This window comes from Flavobacterium chryseum, from assembly GCF_004362015.1.
In the GTDB taxonomy this organism is placed as follows: Bacteria; Bacteroidota; Bacteroidia; order Flavobacteriales; family Flavobacteriaceae; genus Flavobacterium.
In genome coordinates this window covers 222,589-244,716 of record NZ_SNWW01000008.1, presented here as the reverse complement: position 1 = coordinate 244,716, position 22,128 = coordinate 222,589, and the positions used below count along the sequence as shown (strand labels likewise).

Below are 22,128 nucleotides of genomic sequence, written 5' to 3'. Positions count from 1 at the left end.
GTAATAAAATATAATCAAACCACTAGCTAAATGAAACGAATTATTTTACCCCTAATTATTTTAGGCTCACTGATCTCGTGTAACAACGACTCTAAAGATCAGGACGAAACTACACCACCAACAACAAGTGTAGTATTGAAGGATCAATCTGTAACGCCAAGTTTAATAAAAGCGCAGGCAGGTTTTGAAAGTTTAAAAATCTATTCTCTTTTTAGTTCAGACGACGTTTTTGCAGATAGTCCTTCGTATGTTTTTGGAGGTTCTGCTGACGGTTCAGGTTTATTAAAAAACACTGACGGAACTTTTACTTTTTTAGTAAACAACGAAGACAACTTTGCTGTTTCAAGAATTACATTAGATAAAACATTTAAGCCTACTAAAGGAGAATATTTATTGAACTCTAGCGGAGGAACATGGAGATTGTGCGGTGCTACAATGGCTACCGTTGCAGAACATGGTTTTGGACCGGTTTATTTAACTTGTGGAGAATCTGGAGAAGAGTCTCGCACACATGCATTAGACCCTTACGGAAGCGCAGGTACAGCATCTGTATCTAAAGAGTTGGCAGGTTTTGGTCGCTTAAGTGCCGAAAATGCTTTGCCATTACGTACTTCTGCTTACAAAGGTAAAACGGTTGTTGTAATTGGAGATGACGATTCTGGAACTTACGGAGGTCAGGTATTTATGTATGTATCAAATACTGTTGGTGATTTAACCGGAGGTTCTTTATACATGTTAAAAAGAAACGATGATAATCAAAGAGAGAAAGATATGGCCGTTGGTACATCATATCCTGTTTCTTTTGTAAAAATTGACAATCATACTACTTTAACAGGAGCTCAAATCAATGCTTCGGTTAATACTTTGAAAGCAATTAAATTTGGTCGTGTTGAAGATTTGGATTACCGTAAAGGTGGTGCTACTGCAGATCGCGAATTGTATTTTAACGTAACTGGACAAGATGTAACAGGAACTAACGCTGATGCTTCAAGAACTAAATACGGTAGAGTTTACAGATTAAATCTTGATGCTGCTGATCCGTTAAAAGGAACTTTAGAAGTTATTCTTGACGGAGATAACCGTACTGGAATTGCTGCAAAATTTCAAAATCCGGATAATATCTGTGTAACTAAAAACTACGTTTACGTTCAGGAAGATTCAAACGGATACGGAGATGAAACACATGATGCTTACATTTATCAATATAATATTGCTACAAAAGATTTAAAAGTTGTGGTAGAATTAGATCACCACCGTACTGCAACAGATGCTGCAAAATACAATGTTGGAGGAACTTCTAAATTCGGTAGCTGGGAATACGGTGCTTTAATCGATGTATCAGAGCAAGTTGGTATCGATGATACCTTTATGTTGAGCGTACAGCCACATACTTGGACTGGTGATAAATACAAAGGTGTTGATGGAGGTACAAATCGTCCTAACGAACAACAAGCAAGTCAAATTGTAGTTATCAAAGGTTTAGCGAGATAAATTTTTAAGTCATTATAAAACAGTCATCCACTATTTCAATTTTGAGGTAGTGGTTTCTGTTTTTCTGAATATTCCTCTTTTAATCGTTATTACAACATGAAAAAAATATATTGTTTGTTGTTCTTAGTAAGTTTAACTGCTTGTCAGAAAAAAAACAAACATCAGGAAATAAATGAATTGTTTCAGTCTGATATTACTTTATTAGTCGAAAAAGTAGCCAAACTAAAATATTCCGTACAATCTGATTCTACAGAAGCCCAAATTCAACGACAATTTCTTGAAGCGCATCAAGCTTATAAAAAAGTCGAAATGCTAAGTGAATATTATGCTCCCGCAGTTTCGAAATCGATCAACGGACCAGCGATACCTGAATTTGAAGAAAATGATAAAGTAACCGTTCCGCCCGAAGGATTTCAGGTTATTGAAGAATTGGTTTTTCCGAAATATAATAAAGAGACCAAAAAGGAATTACTTCAGGAATTGGGCGTTTTATCATCAAATTTAATTCGCTTAGACAAAGTTTCTAATTCGAATGAATTGACAGATGCACACGTTTTTGATGCGATGCGTTTAGAAGTTTACCGAATTATTACTTTAGGAATTACCGGATTTGATTCGCCTGTTGTACTCAATTCACTTCCCGAAGCTACCGTTTCTTTAGAAACGATTGAAAAATATTACTACATTTATGTTGATAATCAATCTGTTTCAAATGCCAAACAAGTGCTTCAGATTCTTGAAAAAGGCAAAAAATATTTAAAAAAAAATAACAATTTTAATGCTTTTGATCGCGCATATTTTATAAAAGAAATTGCAAATCCGTTAAGCAAAGGGCTTTATCAAACACAATCTGAATTAGGATTTCCGTTCATGAAAGAGCAAAGAGGCTTAAAAGTTACAGCGCAAACATTATTTGACAAAGACGCTTTTGATGCAGAAGCATTTTCGGGTTTTCCAGATTATAAAACAACACCTGAAAAAATTACTTTAGGCAAAAAGTTATTCAACGATCCTATTTTGTCAGGAAACAATACGCGTTCCTGCGCATCGTGCCATCATGCAGAAAAGGCATTTACAGATGGATTGGAAAAAGCAGTGTCACTAGACGGAAAATCAATGATTCAGCGCAATACACCAACATTAACTCATATTGCTTTTCAGCGTGCATTTTTTGCAGATTCAAGAGTAAGTTATCTCGAAGATCAGGCAATCGCAGTGATAAAAAACGAAAACGAAATGCACGGCTCTTTAGATAAATCGGCTTTGGAAATTCAAAAGAATGAAAATTACATAAACGATTTTAAAAAAGCTTTTCCGAAAGGAGAAATAAACGAGTTTACCATCAAAAATGCTTTAGCATCTTATATTCGCTCTTTAAGCCATTACGATTCTAAATTTGATGGCTATATGCAAAATAAAACAGCATTTACAGCAGATGAAAAAGCAGGATTTAATTTATTTGCCGGCAAAGCAAAATGTGCAACTTGTCATTTTATTCCGCTAACAAACGGAACAGTTCCTCCAAACTTTGACCGATCTGAAAGTGAAATTTTAGGAGTTCCCAATAAAAATAAAAAGCTCGACGGAGATTTAGGCAAGTTTGTAATAACACAAGCTGCGATTCATAAAAATTCGTTTAAAACACCAACCATAAGAAACATAGCACTTACAGCTCCGTATATGCACAATGGTGTTTATAAAACGCTGGAAGAAGTTATTGATTTTTATAATGATGGCGGAGGAATTGGATTGGGATTTGAAGTTGCGAATCAAACATTGCCTGAAGACAAATTAAACTTATCAGATAAAGAAAAACAACAACTCATTGCTTTCATGAGAACTTTAACAGATAAAAGATATTCAAATTAAAAAGAAAATTTTATTGCTTAAATAAGTAAACCCGACAGTTCTAAAACATGTCGGGTTTATTATTAGGATGTTAATGGTAAAAACCCGACAGACTATGAGGAACTGCCGGGCTTTACCAAAAACAAAAGAATAAAAATATAAGTATTTTTACAAATCAAAACCGTAAGCTAAACGAAGCGCTACCTGATCAGTTTTGAATGTGTTATAACTTTCGTAACGTACACTAACGTCAATGTATTTGTTTGCATAACCAATTCCAGGAGACCAAATAAAAGTTGTGTCATCGTAACCGTTTGTAACTGCAAAACCAGCTCCAACTTCACCTAAAACATAAAATTGATCTTCCCAGATAAAAGCTTTAAATCCTGCTTTTGCCGGAATAAAACCTAAATCATTAACATCAACTCCATTTTCATCTTTCCCCATAAACAAATTGGTAAAACCAGTTGTTAGAGTAAGAGAAGCTCTTTTAGTTAAATCATATTGCAAACGCACATCTCCACCTAAAGACCAATCATAAGCATTATCTGTTGGGAGACCTCCATTGATACCAAAACCTAATCTAAAACCCTGATCGTAATTTTTAATTTCGCTCTCTACTGTAGTTTGAGCGAATGTTGTGTTGGCGTATAAAATAGCAATAATTGCTAGGCAAAATGTTCTTAGATTTTGTAATTTCATTGTAATATTATTTTTAATTATTAATAGTGTAAAAGTAGCGTCTAGTGTTTTGGGCTTTGTTATATAATTTTCAAGAATTGTTATATAATATTTCGCTGAGTATTGAATCCTTAAAATTGGCTTACATTTTTTAATAATAGGATAGAATTCAAAGCTTCTGATTATCTTTGCCGACTTAAAAGAATAAAAGTGAATTTAAAGCAGTACACCAAGGAGTTCTCGTATAATTTTAGATTAGCATATCCTATAATATTAGGAATGGTTGGTCATACCTTAATTGGTATTGTCGACAATATAATGGTAGGGAAATTAGGAAGTACAGAATTGGCGGCAGTTTCACTTGGAAACAGCATGATTTTTATTGCGATGTCATTAGGAATAGGCTTTTCGACAGCTATTACGCCAATTGTTGCCGAAGGCGATGCCGAAAAAAACGATGGCAAAATTCGTTCTGCATTTCACCACGGTTTATTTTTATGCGCCATTATTGGGCTGATGCTTTTTGGCTTAATTGTTTTGGCAAAACCGTTAATGGAATTGTTAGAACAGCCCAAAGAAGTAATTGTACTGGCAAAACCCTATTTAGACTGGGTTGCTTTTTCATTGATACCTTTAGTAATGTACCAGGGTTATAAACAATTTGCCGACGGAAAATCGATGACAAAATATTCGATGTATGCTATGATTATGGCCAATGTACTTCACGTAGGCATAAATTATCTGTTGATTTACGGCATTTGGATTTTTCCTAAAATGGGAATTATCGGTGCAGCACTTGGTACTGTAATTTCGAGAATATTTCTGGTTATGTTCATGCATATTATGCTGTCAAGAAGAGATGATCTGAAACATTTTTTCAAGAATTTCAGTTTTAATGAAATTAAAAGCGAGACTTTAAAAAAAATAATAAGCATCGGATTTCCATCTGCAATGCAAATGCTTTTTGAAGTTGTTTTGTTTACAGCCTCAATCTGGCTTTGTGGTAATATTGGTAAAACCAGCCAGGCCGCCAATCAAATCGCTTTGAGTTTGTCTTCACTTACTTTTATGTTTGCCATGGGATTGAGTGTAACCGCAATGATTAGAGTAAGTAATCAACGAGGATTAAATGATTTTAAAAACCTTGTAGTTGTAGCACGTTCTATATTTTTACTTGCTATTACCATCGAAACTTTTTTTGCATTTCTGTTTGTGGTTTGCCATGATTTTTTTCCTCACATCTTTTTAAATATGGAAAATGGAGGACAACTTTTAGATAATACAGAAGTAATTGAAATTGCTTCAAAATTATTATTAATCGCTGCGATTTTTCAAATTTCTGATGGAATTCAGGTTGTCGTTTTAGGTGCTTTACGCGGTTTGCAAGACGTTAAAATTCCGATGTATATTACTTTCATTGCCTATTGGATTGTTGGTTTTCCAATTTCTTATTATTTAGGAGAATATACAGAATGGAAGGCGCAAGGGGTTTGGATAGGACTTTTGGCAGGATTAACTACAGCAGCAATTTTTCTCTACATGCGCTTTCATTACCTGACAAAAAAATTAATCAATAATTCATTTTCAAATAACTAAATTTGAAAACAGAAAAAATAGAAGCTACAGATTTTAAGGATTAAAATGATTTTTTAAAAATAATCAGTGAGAATCTGCAATCTGTGGCAAGAAAAAATTATAAAAACAAAAAATAAATTAAAATGGAATTACCTAAATTTTTACTCGGAGACAATACTGATTTTCCAGATGATATTTTTATCATTCACCTTGATTATCCAAGATTTATCATCAATTTGAAAGATGATGAGGTTGAGATTATGGAAGAAGCCGAAGATCTTGATGAAGCTGAATTAAATGCTGAAATGGAAGGTTTGATTGTTTTGGCAAATGAATTTTACGACAGAGAAATAAATCGCTACGAAGAGTAAAAACGCACTTTTGTGTTTTAACTGTATTTGTCAATCAAAAAATAATTAAATCTTTCAAATGAAGAAATTAAGTTTTTTAAAACCTATTTTTAATTTTATAGCAATCGGCTTGCTAATTACTACTTTAAGTAGAATCTTTTTATTTTTTCTTTTTAAAGAAAGAGTAGTAGAAACACCAAATTTCTGGTATATTTTTCCAATCGGCCTTCGAATGGATTTGATTTTACTTTGTTATTTATCTTTTCTTCCGGCTGTTTTAATTACTTTTTTACCGAATAAGTGGCTAAAGTTTACCAATAACTTTTTGGTAATTTATAGTTTTTTATTTCTGTTTTTGATTCTTTTTGTAGAATTAGCTTCTCCGGATTTTGTGAAGCAATACGACACACGTCCGAATAAAATCTTCTTAGATTATTTAATTTATCCGAAAGAAGTTGTCGGAATGCTTTTAAAAAGTTACCTGACATCAATCATAGTTACTTTCCTTATTTTGGGAGTTGTTATATATTTTGCTTTCAAAAAAGGGAAAAAATATTTTCATACAACAAGTGCCGAATATAAATTCAAATTAATGATTTTTCCATTAGTTGCTTTTGTATTGTTTTTTGGAGCACGTTCTAGTCTGACTTCAAAGCGCCCTATAAATGCCAGTAATGCCGTTTTTTCTACAGATCAGCTAACGAACACTTTAGGTTTAAATTCATTTTATACCGTTGCTTTTGCAGCTTATTCAATCAAAAATGAAGGAAACACCAAGATGTACGGAAAAATGGATGAAGCCGAAGCAATCGCACGTGTAAAAAAATACATGATTGCGAGACCTTCTGATTTTACCGATGCCAATATTCCGTTTCTTCATGTCCAACAACCAGATTCGGCTGTTAAGAAACCTTATAATTTAGTGATTTTTCTACAAGAAAGTTTAGGCGCTGAATATGTTGGAATTTTAGGCGGAAAACCTCTAACTCCTGAATTTGATAAATTATCTAAAGAAGGTTTACTATTTACCAATTTATACTGCACGGGAACAAGAAGCGTTCGCGGAATCGAAGCGGTTGTAACCGGATTTTTACCGTCGCCATCTGAAAGTGTGGTGAAATTAGGAAACTCTCAACAAGGATTTTTCACACTAGCCGAAGCTTTAAAACAAAAAGGTTATGAAACCAGTTTTATTTATGGTGGAATGGCGAACTTTGATAATATGGCTTCGTTTTTCAATGGAAATGGTTTTCAGGATATTGTAGATCAGGAAGATTTTGAATCTGATGGAAACAAATATGCTTTCAAAGGAACCTGGGGTTATTCTGATGAAGATTTGGTAACAAAAGCCAATAATTATTTTAAAGCTAAAGGCGATAAACCTTTCTTTTCTTTAATGTTTTCAACGTCAAATCACGAACCTTTTGAATACCCTGCGGGAAGAATTAAACCGTATGATAAAAAACCGGCAACAGTAAATAACGCCATGAAATATGCCGATTTTTCAATTGGAAAATTCTTCGAAATGGCCAAGAAAGAAGCGTATTTTAAAAATACAATTTTCATTGTAATTGCAGATCATAACACAAGAACCTACGGAAAAAATTTAGTGCCAATTAATAAATTTCATATTCCGGCTTTAATCATGGGACCAGGAGTTCAAAAAGGAGCAGTTTACAGTAATCTGGCAAGCCAAATTGATATTCCACCAACATTATTGGGCTATTTAGGAGTTCCTTTTGAAACGCCAATGGTAGGAAGAAATTTAAATAAATTAGATCCAAAAGTGCAAGGAAGATCGATCATGCAGTTTAATGACATTAATGCTTTTAGAGTCGAAAACCAGGTTGTAATTATGCAGCCGAATTTAAAACCTTTGCAATTTGAAATTAAAAACGATACGACTTTAATTCCTGTAAAATTAAATGAAGAATTAGCAAAAGATGCTTTGGCGCATGTTATTACAGCAGGAAATTTATATAAGGAGAATAAATATAAACTTAGGAATACGAAAAAATAATTTTCAGTTGATTTTAAAAAAAGCTGCTAGGTATGTAATTTCATACTTAGCAGCTTTTTTTTGTATTAAAATTCAAACGAAAAGGGTAACAAAAATAAATTTAATTGATATATAATAAACCAAAAGGCGTAACCCGAAAAGCCTGTGATAGAGTAGGGCAATTAAATTTATTTATTATGAAAAATTTACCACAAAAAAAGATTGAAAAATCTGAAGTATTAAAAGTGATGTTAGTTTTTGTGTTTGCAGTTATTTTTATAAGCTGTAACAACGATTCAATCGAAGATCAAAATTCGGAATCATCAAAAATTGAACAGCAAAATCCATCAAATACTCAAAGAATGTATTACCAATATTCAATTATTGTACGAAATTGGGGATCGCATAATATTGACTGCAGTCAGCCAAATGGTTTTTGTTATGATATTTATACCTTTAATTGGCACTACCTTAACCTTTTTAAACCAGATTCTACTGGAACACCAGTGCTTATTGAAAATGAAAAAGGAAAATTTATTATGAAAATTCAAAAAAGTGCTTTGACTGAAGAGCATCAGAAAGAATTATTACGAAATGGAGAAGTTTATGTAATACCTGAAGGACAAACTATAGATCCGGAATTAGTTAAATCTTTAAAATTCAATTCAGATATTTTAGTTCCTGGTAAATACCCTATTCAAGAAACTGAAGAGACTTATACAATTTCAATTAATGTGAAATAAATGAAATATTAAAAAAAGCGTTAAGGAATCAGGAGCTATTTTTTATATTCACTTAATAAAAACTGAGCGGCTGCAAAAGGTGATATTTCATCATTTTGCACCGCTTTTTTGATTTGTTCCATTTGCCCAATAATCCCAGGCTGATTGTAAAAGTTTGATTTCAAATGTTCATCTATAGTTTCCATCATCCAGAAATGATTTTGTTCTCTTCTTTTTTCCTGAAAAAAGCCGCATTCATTAGTCATTTGAAAATATTGACAAATCGTATCCCAAATCTCAGAAATTCCTTCTTTAGTAATGGCACTACAAGTGGTAACTTTTGGCTGCCAGGTTGATTTTTTGGGAGGAAATAAATGCAAAGCCCTGTTGAATTCTAATTTTGCCTGATTCGCTTTTTTGATATTATCGCCGTCTGCCTTATTGATTACAATTGCATCTGCCATTTCCATAATGCCGCGTTTAATGCCTTGAAGTTCATCGCCCGCACCGGAAATTTTTAGTAATAGAAAAAAGTCAACCATACTGTGAACAGCAGTTTCACTTTGACCAACGCCCACAGTTTCAATAATAATAGTATCAAAACCTGCCGCTTCACAGAGAATAATCGATTCACGGGTTTTACGCGCAACGCCGCCTAAGGTATCACCGGAAGCACTCGGACGAATAAAAGCATTTGCATCTTTTACCAATTCTTCCATACGGGTTTTATCTCCCAAAATACTGCCATGAGAAAGCGAACTACTCGGATCAACGGCTAACACCGCAACTTTTTTTCCCAAATCAGTTAAGAACGTTCCAAAAGCTTCAATAAAAGTACTTTTTCCAACTCCAGGAACACCAGTTATTCCTATTCGGATTGATTTATTGGCGTGAGGTAAACATCCTTTTATAACTTCATTTGCTTTTTCAGCATGTTCAGGATTTGTACTTTCGACTAAAGTAATCGCACGGCTTAAAGAAGTTATGTTTCCCTTTAAAATTCCATCAATCAATTCGTCAGAAGAAGGTTGCTGTTTTCTGTTTTTCTGAATTTGAGAAATAGCAGAAACATTGATAATTTCAGGAGGCGAAATTCCAGCTTTTTCTTGTAAACTACTTGATTGGTTTTTTGAACTTGGCAAAACAATACTTTTTAGTATCGTAAAAGTACAGAAAACAAAAACAGTTTCAAAAAGTTAGTTTGCCACGAATTGCACAAATTTACACGAATTGTAACCGTATTTTTGTAACGCAAAAAGACCCAACAGGTTTTTAAAACCTGTCGGGTCTAAACTTATATTACGGATGCAAAGCCGTAAGAAATACTCTAATTCGTGAAAATTAGTGTAATTCGTGGCTAAATAAAATTAATATCCAGCCGTAAAACGAACCTGATGGTGTTTTGGAGTTTCTGTTTCATCAGCAATTACAACCGCTAAATCTTCTACAGAAAGAATACTTCTTTGTTCGTCATTAAAAACAGGATTTTCTAAACCTAAACGGTATTTTCCAGTTCTTCCGGTTGTAGTTCCCGCATGCATTTCAAAAGCCGGACTAAAAAAGGCCCAATCCAAATCTTTTTCTTCTTTAATAATATTCAGATAATCTCTTGCAGCAGTTGCTCCTGCGTAAAACTCTTTCGGGAAATCGGGTGTATCAACCGCTTGTAAATTTGGTGCAACAAATAAACTTCCGCCACCACCAATCGTGATAAAACGTTTTACGCCTGATTTTTTTACAGCTTCCTGAATAGATTTAGAACCCACAAGAAAATCATCATAGATGTTTGGGTTGTTCCAACCTGGATTGTAGGCGTTTATGACAACATCATTTCCTTTTAAAACTTCCGCTAAGGCATCTACATTAAAAATATCTGCAGCAATCCATTTTGCAGTTGAGGTTTCTTTTGGGTTTCTTGCGATAGCAGTAATTTCATGATTTCTGTTTGCTAATTCGTTTAAAATGGCTGAGCCAACAAATCCTGTTGCTCCAATAATTGCGATTTTCATAATATATAAATTTATTTAGTAATAAAAAATGTTACAGTTTTGTATAAAAAAATAGTTTTAGAATTGATTTGAAAAATCTTCTAGAGAAATCCCATTCAATTGTAAACTCACTTTTTCGTTCATTTCAGCATATAAAACAGCTAAATTTTGATTTATTTTTTTTCCAACAGGACAATCCGGATTCGGTTGATTTTTGGCGTAACCTAAATTAATAGTTTCAAAAGTCATTTCAAAAATCTCTTTTAAAGTTAACTTTGAAGCATCTACAGCCAATCTTGTTCCGCCATTTTTTCCTTCTTTACTTTCTACAACATGATGCGCTTTCAGGTTTGCAATTTCTTTACGAACCAAAACAGGATTTAAATTAATGCTTCCTGCAATAAATTCTGATGATAAATAATCATTCGGAAATTTAGTGAGCAAAGTAAGAATGTGAATCGTTATGGCAAATTTACCTGAAATCATACTGTAATAAAATATATTACAAATGTAATGCTTTTTTTTGAATTATAGTTTTTTTTATTTTTTTTAGTGATTAGTAACTAGTCCTTAGTGATTAGTGGTTAGTTCTTAGTTCCTAGTGGTTAGTCTTTAGCTTTAGTAATTAGGTGATCAATAAACAGGTTTCTATAGAGAAAATTAACTAAAGTCCTTACTTTTACAAAAATATAATAGTAGCACTTATAACTAAATTCACGAATTAGTTCTAACAAATACTAATCACTAAGCACTAATTACTAAGGACCAGTTACCAAGTACTAATCACTAAAAAAGAATGAACAACTTTATTCTAATATTTTTCTTCTTGATTTTAGGATTGCTTTTAAAAAACATAAAGCAATTCCCAACACATATTTACAAGACTATCAATAAAATAGTCATTTATTTATGCTTGCCGGCCATCACCTTATATCATATTCCAAAAATAAAATGGAGCAATGATTTGTTGTTTCCGATAGGAGCCGGATGGATTAGTTTTTTATTGGCTTTTTTATTCTTTCATTTTCTAGGACGACGATTGGGCTGGTCAAACAAACTAATTGGTTGTTTGGTACTTACGGCAGGACTAAGCAATTCATCATTTTTAGGATATCCTATAATTGAAGCATTATTTGGTAAAAAAGGTTTGGAAACGGCGGTACTTGTAGACCAGCCCGGAACTTTTGTCGTAGTTTCAACTTTAGGTGTTTTTGTAGCTGCTTTTTATTCTAAAGGAAGTCCGGATGCTTTGAGTATTTTCAAAAAGATAATTTTATTTCCGCCTTTTATAACATTCGTTGTAGCTTGTTTGATGAATGTTTTTCAATATGATTTAGTTGTAAACCTTCAATCAGTTTTGTTAAAAATTGGAAGTTTAGTTACGCCATTAGCTTTGTTTTCAGTAGGATTGCAACTTAGTTTTGATCGAAAAAGTCAGCATTGGCGATTTCTGCGGCTTGGACTTTTTTTTAGATTGATCATCACTCCATTTATAATTTTGGTTTTGTATGTTTTTATTTTCAACCAACATTCTGAAGCGATTAAAATAACGGTTATGGAAATGGCTATGGCTCCGATGATTACAGGTGCAATCTTAGCTTCAACGTATGGTTTAAAACCAAAATTAAGCAGTATGATGATTGGTTTCGGTATCCCGATTTCTTTTTTAACCCTCGCCATCTGGTATTTTATCGTTAGTTTTGTAATATAATCTTGTTTACTACAATATGAATTCATCTACCCAAACGGCCTCAATCGACGGCGGTGCTTTAGCTCAAAAAACAGTTTATTCGGTATTATTTTCAATTGCATTTGCGCATTTATTAAACGATTTAATGCAATCCGTAATTCCTTCAACATATCCAATTTTAAAGGAAAACTTTAATCTAAGTTTCACCCAAATCGGACTAATTACGTTTGTTTTTCAATTGACAGCTTCTTTGTTACAGCCTTTTGTTGGTTTTTATACCGATAAAAAGCCAAAACCATATTCGCTTGTAGCAGCGATGATTTTCACCATTTTAGGTTTAGGATTATTGTCTATTTCGAGTTCATTCGTGATGTTATTGATTTCAGTAGCTTTAGTCGGAATTGGTTCTTCAATATTTCACCCTGAAGCATCGCGCGTTGCCTTTTTAGGTTCTGGTGGAAAGCGTGGTTTAGCACAATCTATTTTTCAATTAGGAGGAAATGCCGGAAGTGCAATCGGACCTTTATTAGTTGCTTTGGTTGTTGCACCTTACGGACAATCGTATGTGATTTGGTTTGTTATCGCAGGCGTTATCGGAATCGGTATTTTGTCAAGAATTGCCCTTTGGTATGAAAATCATATGAATTTAAGAGCGGCTAAAAAAGGTGGTTTAGAAGAAGAAACTGTTGCATTATCAAACAGAAAAATCACCATTTCAATCATTGTTTTATTATTGCTGATATTCTCCAAATTCTTTTATATGGCGAGCATGTCTAGTTATTTTACTTTTTATTTAATTAGTAAATTTTCTATGAGTGTTCAGGATTCTCAATTTTACTTGTTTATTTTTTTAGCTTCTGTTGCAGCCGGAACTTTAATTGGTGGACCGTTAGGTGATCATTTTGGAAGAAAATATATTATCTGGTTCTCTATTTTAGGAGCTGCGCCATTTACCTTGCTTTTGCCGTATGCTAATTTATTTTGGACAGGCGTTCTAGCTGTAATTATTGGTGTTATAATTGCTTCTGCATTCTCTGCAATTTTAGTTTTTGCACAGGAATTAAAACCAGGAAAAGTGGGAATGATTTCAGGTCTGTTTTTTGGTTTTGCTTTCGGAATGGGTGGTTTGGGTTCTGCCATTTTAGGCTATATTGCTGACCAAACGAGTATTGAATATGTTTATAAAATCAGTTCGTATTTGCCTTTAATTGGAGTCCTCGCTTACTTTTTACCGAATATTCAAAAGAAGAAATAACCACAAAATAGATTTAGTAAAATTATAGGAATCATTAAAAAAGCTTTTTAGTACTTACTATTTAGAAGCTCAAATACTAACTCGATAGAGAAAATAGAATTTTAACTTATTTTTAAATTTTTGATGTTTTCCTTATCTGTTTTTTAGTTAATTTTAGATGAACTAAAAAAATACAATTATGTCAACATTAAGATTAGGCGATATAGCTCCGGATTTTCAGGCGGAAACAACAGAAGGAACAATAAATTTTCACGAATGGTTGGGTGATTCATGGGGTGTTTTATTTTCACATCCTGCAGATTTTACTCCTGTTTGTACAACTGAATTAGGAACAGTTGCGAATTATGTTCCTGAATTTACAAAAAGAAATACAAAAGTTATTGCTTTGAGTGTAGATGGTTTAGAGTCGCACAAAGAGTGGATCAAAGACATTAATGAAACTCAAAACACAACAGTTAATTTTCCGATAATTGCTGATGAGGATAAAAAAATAGCGACTTTATATGATATGTTGCACCCAAATGCAAGTGAGAAATTTACAGTGCGTTCGGTTTTTGTAGTGGGTCCTGATAAAAAAATAAAATTGACATTAACCTATCCAGCTTCTACAGGAAGAAATTTTGAAGAATTACTTCGTGTTATTGATAGTTTGCAATTAACTGCAAATTATAGCGTTGCAACTCCTGCAAACTGGAAAGATGGAGAAGATGTAGTTATTACTCCGGCAGTTCCTGATAGTGATATTCCGGCAAAATTCCCAAAAGGGCATACTCCGATAAAACCATATTTGAGAATGACACCGCAACCTAACAAATAAGGGTTCTGAGGTACTGAGGTTCTAAGTTACCAAGTTTAAAATCTTAGAACCTCAGTGCCTTAGTTCCTTAGCACCTTTCTTCTCAAACAACTCATTCATTCTTTTTTTATCGCCAACAACCCAGATAATATCATTTTTTTCCAGAACCAAATGCGATTCCGGATTTAAAATTCTGTTTCCGTTTCGTTCTAATCCAACTACCATTCCGTTGGTTTTGGTTCTAAATTGTCCGATACTTTTTTGTATAAATTCCTCGTTAGCAACTTCTAATTGGCGTAATACAATTTGAGATTCTTCTACAGTTTTAGCCGCTTCGGTTTCGTGCAGATTCAAATATTTTGTAAACTCGGTTGCCTGAGCATCTGTACCAATCACGCAAATTTCATCACCCGGAAACAAACGTTCTGTTTTAGTCGGAATCGGAATTGTTACTTCGCCACGTTTTATGTAAGCAATATTAATTCCCATTTCTTCACGAATACGCAATTCCTGTAATGTTTTACCAGCCAGATTCGATTCTTTCCCAATCTCAAAAAATGACATGTGACCATCCCAGGGCATTAAATTGGCATAACGTCTGTCGATTTTTTTGTTTTCACGATCGTTGAAATTCTTTAAAAAGTGATTTTCAATTTTGTGATATTGTTCGTTCAGCTTTTTAGGGAATATTTGATACACCACGATAGCAATTATTAAGGCAACAAAAGCAACCAAAGGCGAGAAGAAAATGTTCAGTAGAAATCCGATAAAAAATAATCCTAGACTCATTCTGATTAAAATCATCATCAAAAGAGCACCACGATATTTACGCTCTTCCCAAAGTAATTCAACTTCATCAACTGCAACGCGTCGCAGCGATAATGCCCATAAAAAAGGCGCAATTGCAATTAATGTAATAAGTGCAGCCAAAGTATTTCCAAATCTTGTATCAGCTACCAGGGGCGCAATAAATTTAGATGATAATAAAATAATGGCAGCAATAATAATAGTGTGCAGAATAATTTGAATTACATAAGCATGTAGTACTTTCTGCCAAATACTTACCGATTTTATCGCTTGTGCGTTTAAACTATAACGGTTGATGTTTTTAACCCATTTTTTAGGTAATTTCTGCTCCAGAAAATGAGAAAAAGGCACAGCATATTTCACCATAAAAGGTGTGGTAAAAGTTGTGATTGCAGAAACAGCCACAACAACGGGATATAAAAATGAACTTGTAACATTAAGAGTAATTCCTAAAGTGGCAATAATAAACGAGAATTCACCAATTTGCGACAAACTCATTCCGGTTTGCACCGATTGTTTAAGCGGTTGTCCGGCCAGTAAAGCGCCAATGGTAGAACTCACCGATTGTCCCAGAATGGTTATAACCGTTAAAATGGCGACCGGAAGGGCATGCTCGTACAACATTTTCGGATCAATTAACATTCCGACAGAAACGAAAAATATAGCGCCAAATAAATCTTTTACCGGTTTTACCAAATGTTCGATATGTTCTGCCTGAGTTGTTTCGGCAATAATAGAACCCATTATAAAAGCGCCTAAAGCTGGAGAAAAACCAACATTCGAAGCGAAAATAACCATCGTAAGACATAATGCCAGCGAAATAATAAGCAACATTTCATCTGTCAGTAAATGTTTTGCTTTTTTAAGAAGCGTCGGAATAAAAAAGATTCCGCCCAAAAACCAGGCTGTCAGGAAAAACACGAGTTTTAAAACCGACATTAATAATTCGCTTCCCGAAAATTGCTGACTTACCGCAATCGTAGAAAGTAAAACCATCATTAAAATGGCCACAATATCTTGTACAATTAGGGAACCAATAACAATTCCGGCAAATTTTTGCGCTTTAACACCAAGCTCATCAAACGTTTTTAAGATGATGGTTGTAGAAGAAATCGATAAAATTACCCCCAGGAAAATACTATCCATTTGCGACCAATCCATCCATCTTCCAACCAGATAGCCAATAGCAACCATTGTTATAATTTGCGTACAAGCGGTAATCGAAGCCGTTCCGCCCACTTTCATCAGTTTCTTAAAACTAAATTCCAAACCTAAACTAAACAAAAGGATAATTACTCCAATTTCTGCCCAGACTTCAACGCTTTTCATTTCTGTTATTGAAGGGAAAAAATCAAAATGATTACCTGCTAAAAACCCGGCAATTAGATATCCTAAAACCAAAGGCTGTTTCATTTTTTTAAATAACAATACAGCAATTCCGGCAGTCATCAGGATTAATCCCAAGTCGCTAATTAAAGGTTCTAAGTGGTGCGTAGTTTCTGCAACGGCATTTAAGGCAATCATAAGTGGTATTTTTTGTTCAGGAGCTAATCCAGCTTTTCATTTCAAGCTTTTACTCAAAAAACATATTTTTAAAGCAGTACCAGGAGCTTCCTCCGGTCGCTCTGTTCCTGCAAAAAAATATAGTTTTTTTCGCAAAAGGCTTTTCATTGCAATCTGGGCTAGTTTCCAATCGGATTTAATGAGAATAAAAAAAGCTATCGTTAAAGATAGCTTTTTTTGAGAAAATATTTTAGGTTTCCTTTAGATTCCTGTGAAATTGGCAGGTGTTATCTGCATTAATTCTTGCTTAATGGCATCAGAAACATCTAAAGTCGCAATAAAATTGTGAATTGCTTTTTTGTCAATAGCTTCATTAGTTCTTGTTAAACCTTTCAAAGCTTCATATGGATTTGGATAGGCTTCACGACGTAAAATAGTCTGAATTGCTTCTGCTACAACCGCCCAATTTTTTTCTAAATCTTCTGCAAATTTACCTTCGTTTAAAAGCAATTTGTTTAAACCTTTCAACGCAGATTCAAAAGCAATAATAGTATGTCCCATCGGAACTCCAATATTACGCAAAACCGTACTGTCAGTTAAATCACGTTGTAATCTTGAAATTGGCAATTTCGCCGATAAATGTTCGAAAATAGCATTTGCCATTCCTAAATTTCCTTCAGAATTTTCAAAATCAATTGGATTCACTTTATGTGGCATCGCCGATGATCCAATTTCACCCGCTTTGATTTTTTGTTTAAAATAATCCATAGAAACATACGTCCAGATATCACGGTCTAAATCGATAATGATATTGTTGATTCTTTTTAAAGCATCAAAAAATGCAGCAAAATGATCGTAATGTTCTATTTGTGTTGTTGGAAAAGAATGGTGTAAACCAAGTTCATTTTCTACAAATTTACTTCCAAATTGTTTCCAGTCGATTTGTGGATAGGCTACGTGATGTGCGTTGTAATTTCCTGTTGCACCACCAAATTTAGCAGCAAACGGAATATTAAACAACAAACGCATTTGCTCTTCTAGGCGTTCTACGAAAACCAAAATTTCCTTGCCCAAACGGGTAGGAGAGGCCGGTTGTCCGTGCGTACGCGCTAACATCGGAATGTCCTTCCATTCTACGCTTAATTCTTTTAATTTCGAAATTAAAGCAATTAGAGATGGCATATAAACCTGCTCAAAAGCATCTTTTGTAGAAAGCGGAATAGCAGTATTATTAATATCCTGAGATGTTAACCCAAAGTGAATGAACTCTTTATGTTGAGATAAACCTAATTTTTCAAAAGCATCTTTAATAAAATACTCAACCGCTTTTACGTCATGATTGGTTACCTTTTCTGTTTCTTTAATCCAAAGTGCATCTTCGTTAGAGAAATTTTTATAGATATTACGCAAACTGTCAAATAAATTTGGGTTCACGCCAGAAAGTTGTGGTAATGGCACTTCGCACAAGGCAATAAAGTATTCAATTTCAACCAATACACGGTATTTGATTAAAGCTTCTTCAGAGAAAAAAGGTGCTAATGAAAGGGTTTTGCTTCTATATCTTCCGTCAATTGGCGATATAGCATTCAATTCGTTTAAAGTAGTCATTGTTATGTTGTTTGTTCGAAAGGTGCAAATATAAACAGAATTTGCGGATTAAAACAGGCAAATTAAGGAAACACAAATTTCATAAATTTTCACGAAAAAAACCTTTTCTAATACTTCAAATAAATTAGAAAGAATTTATTTTTCAATTTAAAACAGCAATGATTAGTGTAAATTTGTGAAATTTGTATTTGATTTTATTGAATAGATTTTAATCTTTCTCTTAATTCTGCAACGCCTTCAGACGCCGGTTTGGCAATAACTTCCACTTTATTTTGAATATTCGGAATCGAAATTGGTTTTGGATCAATATAAAAAACAGGCGTAATTCGATCAGTATATGAAATTAATCCTGCTGCAGGATAAACTTGCAATGAAGTGCCAATCACAGCAAAATAATCTGCAGTTTCCGTGATTTCAATGGCTTCTTCAAGAGCAGGAACATCTTCGCCAAACCAAACAATATGCGGGCGTAGTTGGTGTCCGTTTTCGTCAAAATCTCCTGTAAATAAATCGTCATGCCAATCGAGAATTAGATCACGGTTTCGGGTACTTCTTACTTTTAATAGTTCGCCATGCAAATGCAAAACTTTGGTACTTCCGGCACGTTCGTGTAAGTCATCGACATTTTGAGTAATAATATATACATCAAAATCCTGTTCTAATTCGGCTAAAATCTGATGACCTAAATTCGGCTTCACTTCCTTAAGCTGCTCGCGTCTTTTGTTGTAAAAATCTAAAACCAGTTCCTGATTTTTATGCCAGCCTTCGGGAGTTGCAACTTCCATTACATCATGACCTTCCCATAAACCATCGCTGTCACGAAAAGTTTTTATTCCGCTTTCGGCACTAATTCCGGCGCCGGTTAAAACAACAAGTTTCTTTTTCATTTTATTAAATTAAAAGATAAAAATAGTGATTTACTTATCTAATTCCATTAAAAAAGTAAGACTTAAACAATTCTTCTTTTAGAACTTTGATAGCAATTTAGCGTAGTTATACGTATTGTCAGGCTTTTGCGAATTCTTTAATTTTAATGGGTAATAAAAGAAAAGAAATTCTAAATGATTTTAGTACAATTTACAGGATTATCAGGATCGGGAAAAACGACATTGGCAGAAAATGTTCGCTATTTGCTAATTGAAAATGGTTACAAAGCCGAAATAGTTGACGGAGATGTTTATCGTAAAACAATTTGCAGGGATTTAGGATTTTCTAAAGATGACAGATGCGAAAATGTCAGGCGTTTGTTTCATGTTGGACGAAATTTTATTGAAAATGATACAATCGTTTTAATGTCTGTAATAAATCCGTACGAAAATCTCCGAAATGAATTAAGAAACTATGAATTTGTCCGAACTGTATTTTTAGATTGTTCAATAGAAAATCTCATTAAAAGAGATCCAAAAGGACTTTACAAAAAAGCTTTACTTCCGGATAACGATAGTAATAAAATTAAAAATTTTACGGGAATTAGCGATGTTTTTGAGATTCCGACAAAAGCAGATTTAATATTGAAAACAGATTCTGAAACCGTTTCTTTTTCTACGAACAAGCTTTATGAATTTATTATTGAGAATGTGTCTTATGTAAATTCAGGTACTATAGAATTAAAATCTAATTTGTAAATAAGAATATTATGAATCCTTCTTCCAGTAAACTTCCGATTTCTTTTTCTGTTGATAAATTACAAAATGATCTTATTATATGCGAAAATAATTTATGGACACCGCATTTTAATACAAACCGATACGAAGGAAACTGGACAAGCGTTTCTTTAAGATCGCAATCTGGTTTGGTTAACGATATCATGTCTTTTGCTAACAAGGAATATAAAGACACAAGTTTACTGGATCAATGTCATTATTTTAAAGAAATTATGGATTGGTTTCAATGCGAAAAAGAAGCGGTCAGATTACTTCGTTTAGATCCGCAAAGTGAGATTAAAGAACATGTAGATAATGATACTTCGTATGAAGATGGTTTTTTTAGAATTCATATACCTATTATCACAAACTCAGAAGTATATTTTTATGTAGATAAAAAACTGGTTCCGATGAAAATGGGAGAATGCTGGCATGCTAATTTTCAATTGCCGCATAGCGTAGAAAACAAAAGTGCTGAACCGCGTATTCATTTTACAATTGATTGTATAAGAAACGATTGGTCTGATGAATTATTTTCTAAAATGGGTTTTGATGTTCATTATTCTCCAAATAAAACTGAATATTCAGACGAAGTAAAACAACAAATAATTGCTGAACTTTCCCGAAATCCATCAGATGCAACAGCTAAAATTATTGCAGAACTTCAAACAAAATAATTTACAAAATGGAAAATATAAACCATCCACTCTTTAATTGGATTCCGATTAATTTGGTAGAAAAAGATAATCAGATATATTTTGAATGGTTTTATCTGGCTGATTTAAAATATGCCGAACCTTTTTTTGAAGAAACTATTTCGAAATGCCGAAGCCTTACTTATAATTCAAAATCATTTAAGGTAATAAGTACTGTAGAAAATCTGATAAATTGGTCTGAAGAACTAATTTCAGTTGAATTAAAATCATTGTTTTTTCATGTTTCCCGCTGCGGTTCTACAATGCTGAGTCAGTCTTTGGTAACTTCTGCAGAAAATATAATGATTTCTGAAGCACCAATTATTGATCAAATTTTAAGAAGCAACATTTTTAGTTTGGAGAAAAAAACGGTTCTTATAAAATCAGTATTAAAATTATTAGGCCAAAAAAGATTTACGGAGCAACAGCATTTGATTATAAAACTCGATGCCTGGCATATTTTTAACGCTTCATTTTTAAGATCAATTTTTCAGGAAACACCTTTTGCTTTGCTGTACAGAAATCCGACAGAAGTATTAAAGTCACATCAGAAAAAAATGGGAATGCATATGGTACCTAACCTGTTGCCACCAAATGTTTTTGGGATTTTCGCGAAAGAAATTGATGAAATAAGTTTTCAGCAATATGGTGCATTAGTTTTGGAGAAATATTTTCAGGGATTTCTGGATTTTTATGAGAGCGATGAAAATGTAACAGTTCTTAATTATAATGAAGGAATGAAACAAGTTGTTGAGCAATTTTTATCATTCATTAACACCAAATATTCTAATACCGAATTGGACAAAATGTATGATCGCTTACAAAAACATTCAAAAAATGAAAAGGCCATTTTTACCGGAGATCTTTTTAAAGAAGAGTCTTTACAAATAGATTTTACAAGACTCATTATTTTGCACGAAAAACTGAATAATACTCTATACAAACATTTAGAATGCTAAGCTATAAGTTTTATTTTTGTAAAAACAGGAGCGAGTTTTAATGTTTTAATCTGAAGTATGTTTTTTTCTTCCTTTATATATTATTTTTATCCCATGAGAAAGCTAATTTTAATATTCGTGTTTCTGGCAACAACTGTTTTATCCGCTCAAGCTAAAACAGATAAAATAATTGCATTTAATAACAATAGTTCTATTGCAAATTTTGAATTTTCACAGAAAGACAATTATTTTATAAATTATCAAAAATACCTGATTTTTCCTGTTCAGTTTTCTATCTACAATCCGAAACCCGGCTTTAATCCTTATAAAATCGAATCGCAAAAATATTATTCTTTTGCAAATACTAATTTATTGCTTAAAAGGGAAATGAGTAATATAGAACCGGAACCAATGCCGGGTGGGAGCAAAAAGAAAAGCATTGGCGAAGCTATTTTTGAAGATGCTGTAGAGGGTATTTTTAATAAAAAATCGAAATAAAGCAATCGAAATACTTCTTTTAAAATGTATTTTTGTCGTAA

Annotated in this window: 20 protein-coding genes; 13 read left to right on the top strand and 7 right to left on the bottom strand. The window is 33.3% G+C overall.

Features of this window, described 5'->3' with window-relative positions:
* Positions 1–30 precede the first annotated feature (30 nt).
* Positions 31–1,491, top strand: a complete 1,461-nt coding sequence (locus tag EV143_RS16405; protein ID WP_133509014.1) for a PhoX family protein — start codon at positions 31–33, stop codon at positions 1,489–1,491.
* Between the two features lie 96 nt (positions 1,492–1,587).
* Complete coding sequence (locus tag EV143_RS16400; protein WP_133509013.1) at positions 1,588–3,360, top strand: cytochrome-c peroxidase; 1,773 nt, start codon at positions 1,588–1,590, stop codon at positions 3,358–3,360.
* Between the two features lie 147 nt (positions 3,361–3,507).
* Here EV143_RS16400 and EV143_RS16395 read toward each other — a convergent pair whose 3' ends face one another.
* Positions 3,508–4,041 (bottom strand): hypothetical protein, encoded by a 534-nt coding sequence (locus EV143_RS16395; RefSeq protein ID WP_133509012.1) that lies wholly within the window; start codon positions 4,039–4,041, stop codon positions 3,508–3,510.
* A gap of 189 nt (positions 4,042–4,230) precedes the next feature.
* On the opposite strand from EV143_RS16395, the gene EV143_RS16390 reads away from it, so the two are divergent.
* The 4 genes from EV143_RS16390 to EV143_RS16375 all read left to right on the top strand — a co-directional run bounded on the left by EV143_RS16390 (position 4,231) and on the right by EV143_RS16375 (position 8,687).
* On the top strand, positions 4,231–5,616 hold the full coding sequence (locus EV143_RS16390; protein ID WP_133509011.1) for an MATE family efflux transporter: 1,386 nt from the start codon (positions 4,231–4,233) through the stop codon (positions 5,614–5,616).
* A 122-nt stretch (positions 5,617–5,738) separates the two neighbouring features.
* The gene (locus EV143_RS16385; RefSeq protein WP_059116453.1) at positions 5,739–5,966 is read left to right on the top strand and encodes a hypothetical protein; all 228 of its coding nucleotides are present in this window, start codon (positions 5,739–5,741) and stop codon (positions 5,964–5,966) included.
* A 58-nt stretch (positions 5,967–6,024) separates the two neighbouring features.
* A complete protein-coding gene (locus EV143_RS16380) occupies positions 6,025–7,965 on the top strand; it encodes an LTA synthase family protein (protein WP_133509010.1) in 1,941 nt (646 codons plus the stop codon).
* Between the two features lie 176 nt (positions 7,966–8,141).
* On the top strand, positions 8,142–8,687 hold the full coding sequence (locus tag EV143_RS16375) for a hypothetical protein (RefSeq protein WP_243739893.1): 546 nt from the start codon (positions 8,142–8,144) through the stop codon (positions 8,685–8,687).
* 35 nt (positions 8,688–8,722) lie between these two features.
* On the opposite strand, the gene meaB is transcribed toward EV143_RS16375, so the two are convergent.
* The 3 genes from meaB to EV143_RS16360 form a co-directional block, all read right to left on the bottom strand.
* Positions 8,723–9,808 (bottom strand): methylmalonyl Co-A mutase-associated GTPase MeaB, encoded by a 1,086-nt coding sequence (gene meaB, locus EV143_RS16370; protein ID WP_133509009.1) that lies wholly within the window; start codon positions 9,806–9,808, stop codon positions 8,723–8,725.
* Between the two features lie 225 nt (positions 9,809–10,033).
* Positions 10,034–10,675: an NAD(P)-dependent oxidoreductase gene (locus EV143_RS16365; protein WP_133509008.1), complete on the bottom strand. Its 642-nt coding sequence runs from the start codon at positions 10,673–10,675 to the stop codon at positions 10,034–10,036.
* Between the two features lie 57 nt (positions 10,676–10,732).
* The gene (locus EV143_RS16360; protein WP_133509007.1) at positions 10,733–11,140 is read right to left on the bottom strand and encodes an Rrf2 family transcriptional regulator; all 408 of its coding nucleotides are present in this window, start codon (positions 11,138–11,140) and stop codon (positions 10,733–10,735) included.
* A gap of 310 nt (positions 11,141–11,450) precedes the next feature.
* Between EV143_RS16360 and EV143_RS16355 the strand changes: the two genes are divergently transcribed.
* The 3 genes from EV143_RS16355 to EV143_RS16345 all read left to right on the top strand — a co-directional run bounded on the left by EV143_RS16355 (position 11,451) and on the right by EV143_RS16345 (position 14,416).
* Entirely contained in the window at positions 11,451–12,365 is a 915-nt protein-coding gene (locus tag EV143_RS16355) for an AEC family transporter (RefSeq protein ID WP_133509006.1), read from the top strand.
* 16 nt (positions 12,366–12,381) lie between these two features.
* Complete coding sequence (locus EV143_RS16350; RefSeq protein WP_133509005.1) at positions 12,382–13,599, top strand: MFS transporter; 1,218 nt, start codon at positions 12,382–12,384, stop codon at positions 13,597–13,599.
* Positions 13,600–13,777: 178 nt separating this feature from the next.
* The gene (locus EV143_RS16345; protein ID WP_133509004.1) at positions 13,778–14,416 is read left to right on the top strand and encodes a peroxiredoxin; all 639 of its coding nucleotides are present in this window, start codon (positions 13,778–13,780) and stop codon (positions 14,414–14,416) included.
* A 51-nt stretch (positions 14,417–14,467) separates the two neighbouring features.
* Here EV143_RS16345 and EV143_RS16340 read toward each other — a convergent pair whose 3' ends face one another.
* The 3 genes from EV143_RS16340 to EV143_RS16330 all read right to left on the bottom strand — a co-directional run bounded on the left by EV143_RS16340 (position 14,468) and on the right by EV143_RS16330 (position 19,200).
* Positions 14,468–16,726 (bottom strand): cation:proton antiporter domain-containing protein, encoded by a 2,259-nt coding sequence (locus EV143_RS16340; RefSeq protein ID WP_133509003.1) that lies wholly within the window; start codon positions 16,724–16,726, stop codon positions 14,468–14,470.
* Between the two features lie 240 nt (positions 16,727–16,966).
* Complete coding sequence (gene purB, locus EV143_RS16335; protein ID WP_133509002.1) at positions 16,967–18,313, bottom strand: adenylosuccinate lyase; 1,347 nt, start codon at positions 18,311–18,313, stop codon at positions 16,967–16,969.
* Positions 18,314–18,507: 194 nt separating this feature from the next.
* Positions 18,508–19,200, bottom strand: coding sequence for an SIR2 family NAD-dependent protein deacylase (locus EV143_RS16330; protein ID WP_133509001.1), 693 nt, complete (start codon positions 19,198–19,200; stop codon positions 18,508–18,510).
* A gap of 174 nt (positions 19,201–19,374) precedes the next feature.
* Here EV143_RS16330 and cysC point away from each other — a divergent pair, with 174 nt between their 5' ends.
* The 4 genes from cysC to EV143_RS16310 all read left to right on the top strand — a co-directional run bounded on the left by cysC (position 19,375) and on the right by EV143_RS16310 (position 22,087).
* Complete coding sequence (gene cysC, locus EV143_RS16325; protein ID WP_133509000.1) at positions 19,375–19,938, top strand: adenylyl-sulfate kinase; 564 nt, start codon at positions 19,375–19,377, stop codon at positions 19,936–19,938.
* Positions 19,939–19,949: 11 nt separating this feature from the next.
* Positions 19,950–20,633 (top strand): aspartyl/asparaginyl beta-hydroxylase domain-containing protein, encoded by a 684-nt coding sequence (locus tag EV143_RS16320; protein WP_133508999.1) that lies wholly within the window; start codon positions 19,950–19,952, stop codon positions 20,631–20,633.
* Positions 20,634–20,641: 8 nt separating this feature from the next.
* Positions 20,642–21,610, top strand: coding sequence for a sulfotransferase family protein (locus EV143_RS16315; RefSeq protein WP_133508998.1), 969 nt, complete (start codon positions 20,642–20,644; stop codon positions 21,608–21,610).
* A 93-nt stretch (positions 21,611–21,703) separates the two neighbouring features.
* Positions 21,704–22,087, top strand: coding sequence for a hypothetical protein (locus tag EV143_RS16310; RefSeq protein ID WP_133508997.1), 384 nt, complete (start codon positions 21,704–21,706; stop codon positions 22,085–22,087).
* The last annotated feature ends 41 nt before the right edge of the window (positions 22,088–22,128 follow it).

Excerpts from the sequence above, each read along its gene's own strand:
- EV143_RS16405 (WP_133509014.1), top strand. The coding sequence starts at position 31 with ATGAAACGAATTATTTTACCCCTAATTATTTTAGGCTCACTGATCTCG.
- EV143_RS16400 (WP_133509013.1), top strand. The coding sequence starts at position 1,588 with ATGAAAAAAATATATTGTTTGTTGTTCTTAGTAAGTTTAACTGCTTGT.
- EV143_RS16395 (WP_133509012.1), bottom strand. The coding sequence starts at position 4,041 with ATGAAATTACAAAATCTAAGAACATTTTGCCTAGCAATTATTGCTATT.
- EV143_RS16385 (WP_059116453.1), top strand. The coding sequence starts at position 5,739 with ATGGAATTACCTAAATTTTTACTCGGAGACAATACTGATTTTCCAGAT.
- EV143_RS16380 (WP_133509010.1), top strand. The coding sequence starts at position 6,025 with ATGAAGAAATTAAGTTTTTTAAAACCTATTTTTAATTTTATAGCAATC.
- EV143_RS16375 (WP_243739893.1), top strand. The coding sequence starts at position 8,142 with ATGAAAAATTTACCACAAAAAAAGATTGAAAAATCTGAAGTATTAAAA.
- EV143_RS16365 (WP_133509008.1), bottom strand. The coding sequence starts at position 10,675 with ATGAAAATCGCAATTATTGGAGCAACAGGATTTGTTGGCTCAGCCATT.
- EV143_RS16360 (WP_133509007.1), bottom strand. The coding sequence starts at position 11,140 with ATGATTTCAGGTAAATTTGCCATAACGATTCACATTCTTACTTTGCTC.
- EV143_RS16355 (WP_133509006.1), top strand. The coding sequence starts at position 11,451 with ATGAACAACTTTATTCTAATATTTTTCTTCTTGATTTTAGGATTGCTT.
- EV143_RS16350 (WP_133509005.1), top strand. The coding sequence starts at position 12,382 with ATGAATTCATCTACCCAAACGGCCTCAATCGACGGCGGTGCTTTAGCT.
- EV143_RS16345 (WP_133509004.1), top strand. The coding sequence starts at position 13,778 with ATGTCAACATTAAGATTAGGCGATATAGCTCCGGATTTTCAGGCGGAA.
- EV143_RS16340 (WP_133509003.1), bottom strand. The coding sequence starts at position 16,726 with ATGATTGCCTTAAATGCCGTTGCAGAAACTACGCACCACTTAGAACCT.
- purB (WP_133509002.1), bottom strand. The coding sequence starts at position 18,313 with ATGACTACTTTAAACGAATTGAATGCTATATCGCCAATTGACGGAAGA.
- EV143_RS16330 (WP_133509001.1), bottom strand. The coding sequence starts at position 19,200 with ATGAAAAAGAAACTTGTTGTTTTAACCGGCGCCGGAATTAGTGCCGAA.
- cysC (WP_133509000.1), top strand. The coding sequence starts at position 19,375 with ATGATTTTAGTACAATTTACAGGATTATCAGGATCGGGAAAAACGACA.
- EV143_RS16320 (WP_133508999.1), top strand. The coding sequence starts at position 19,950 with ATGAATCCTTCTTCCAGTAAACTTCCGATTTCTTTTTCTGTTGATAAA.
- EV143_RS16315 (WP_133508998.1), top strand. The coding sequence starts at position 20,642 with ATGGAAAATATAAACCATCCACTCTTTAATTGGATTCCGATTAATTTG.
- EV143_RS16310 (WP_133508997.1), top strand. The coding sequence starts at position 21,704 with ATGAGAAAGCTAATTTTAATATTCGTGTTTCTGGCAACAACTGTTTTA.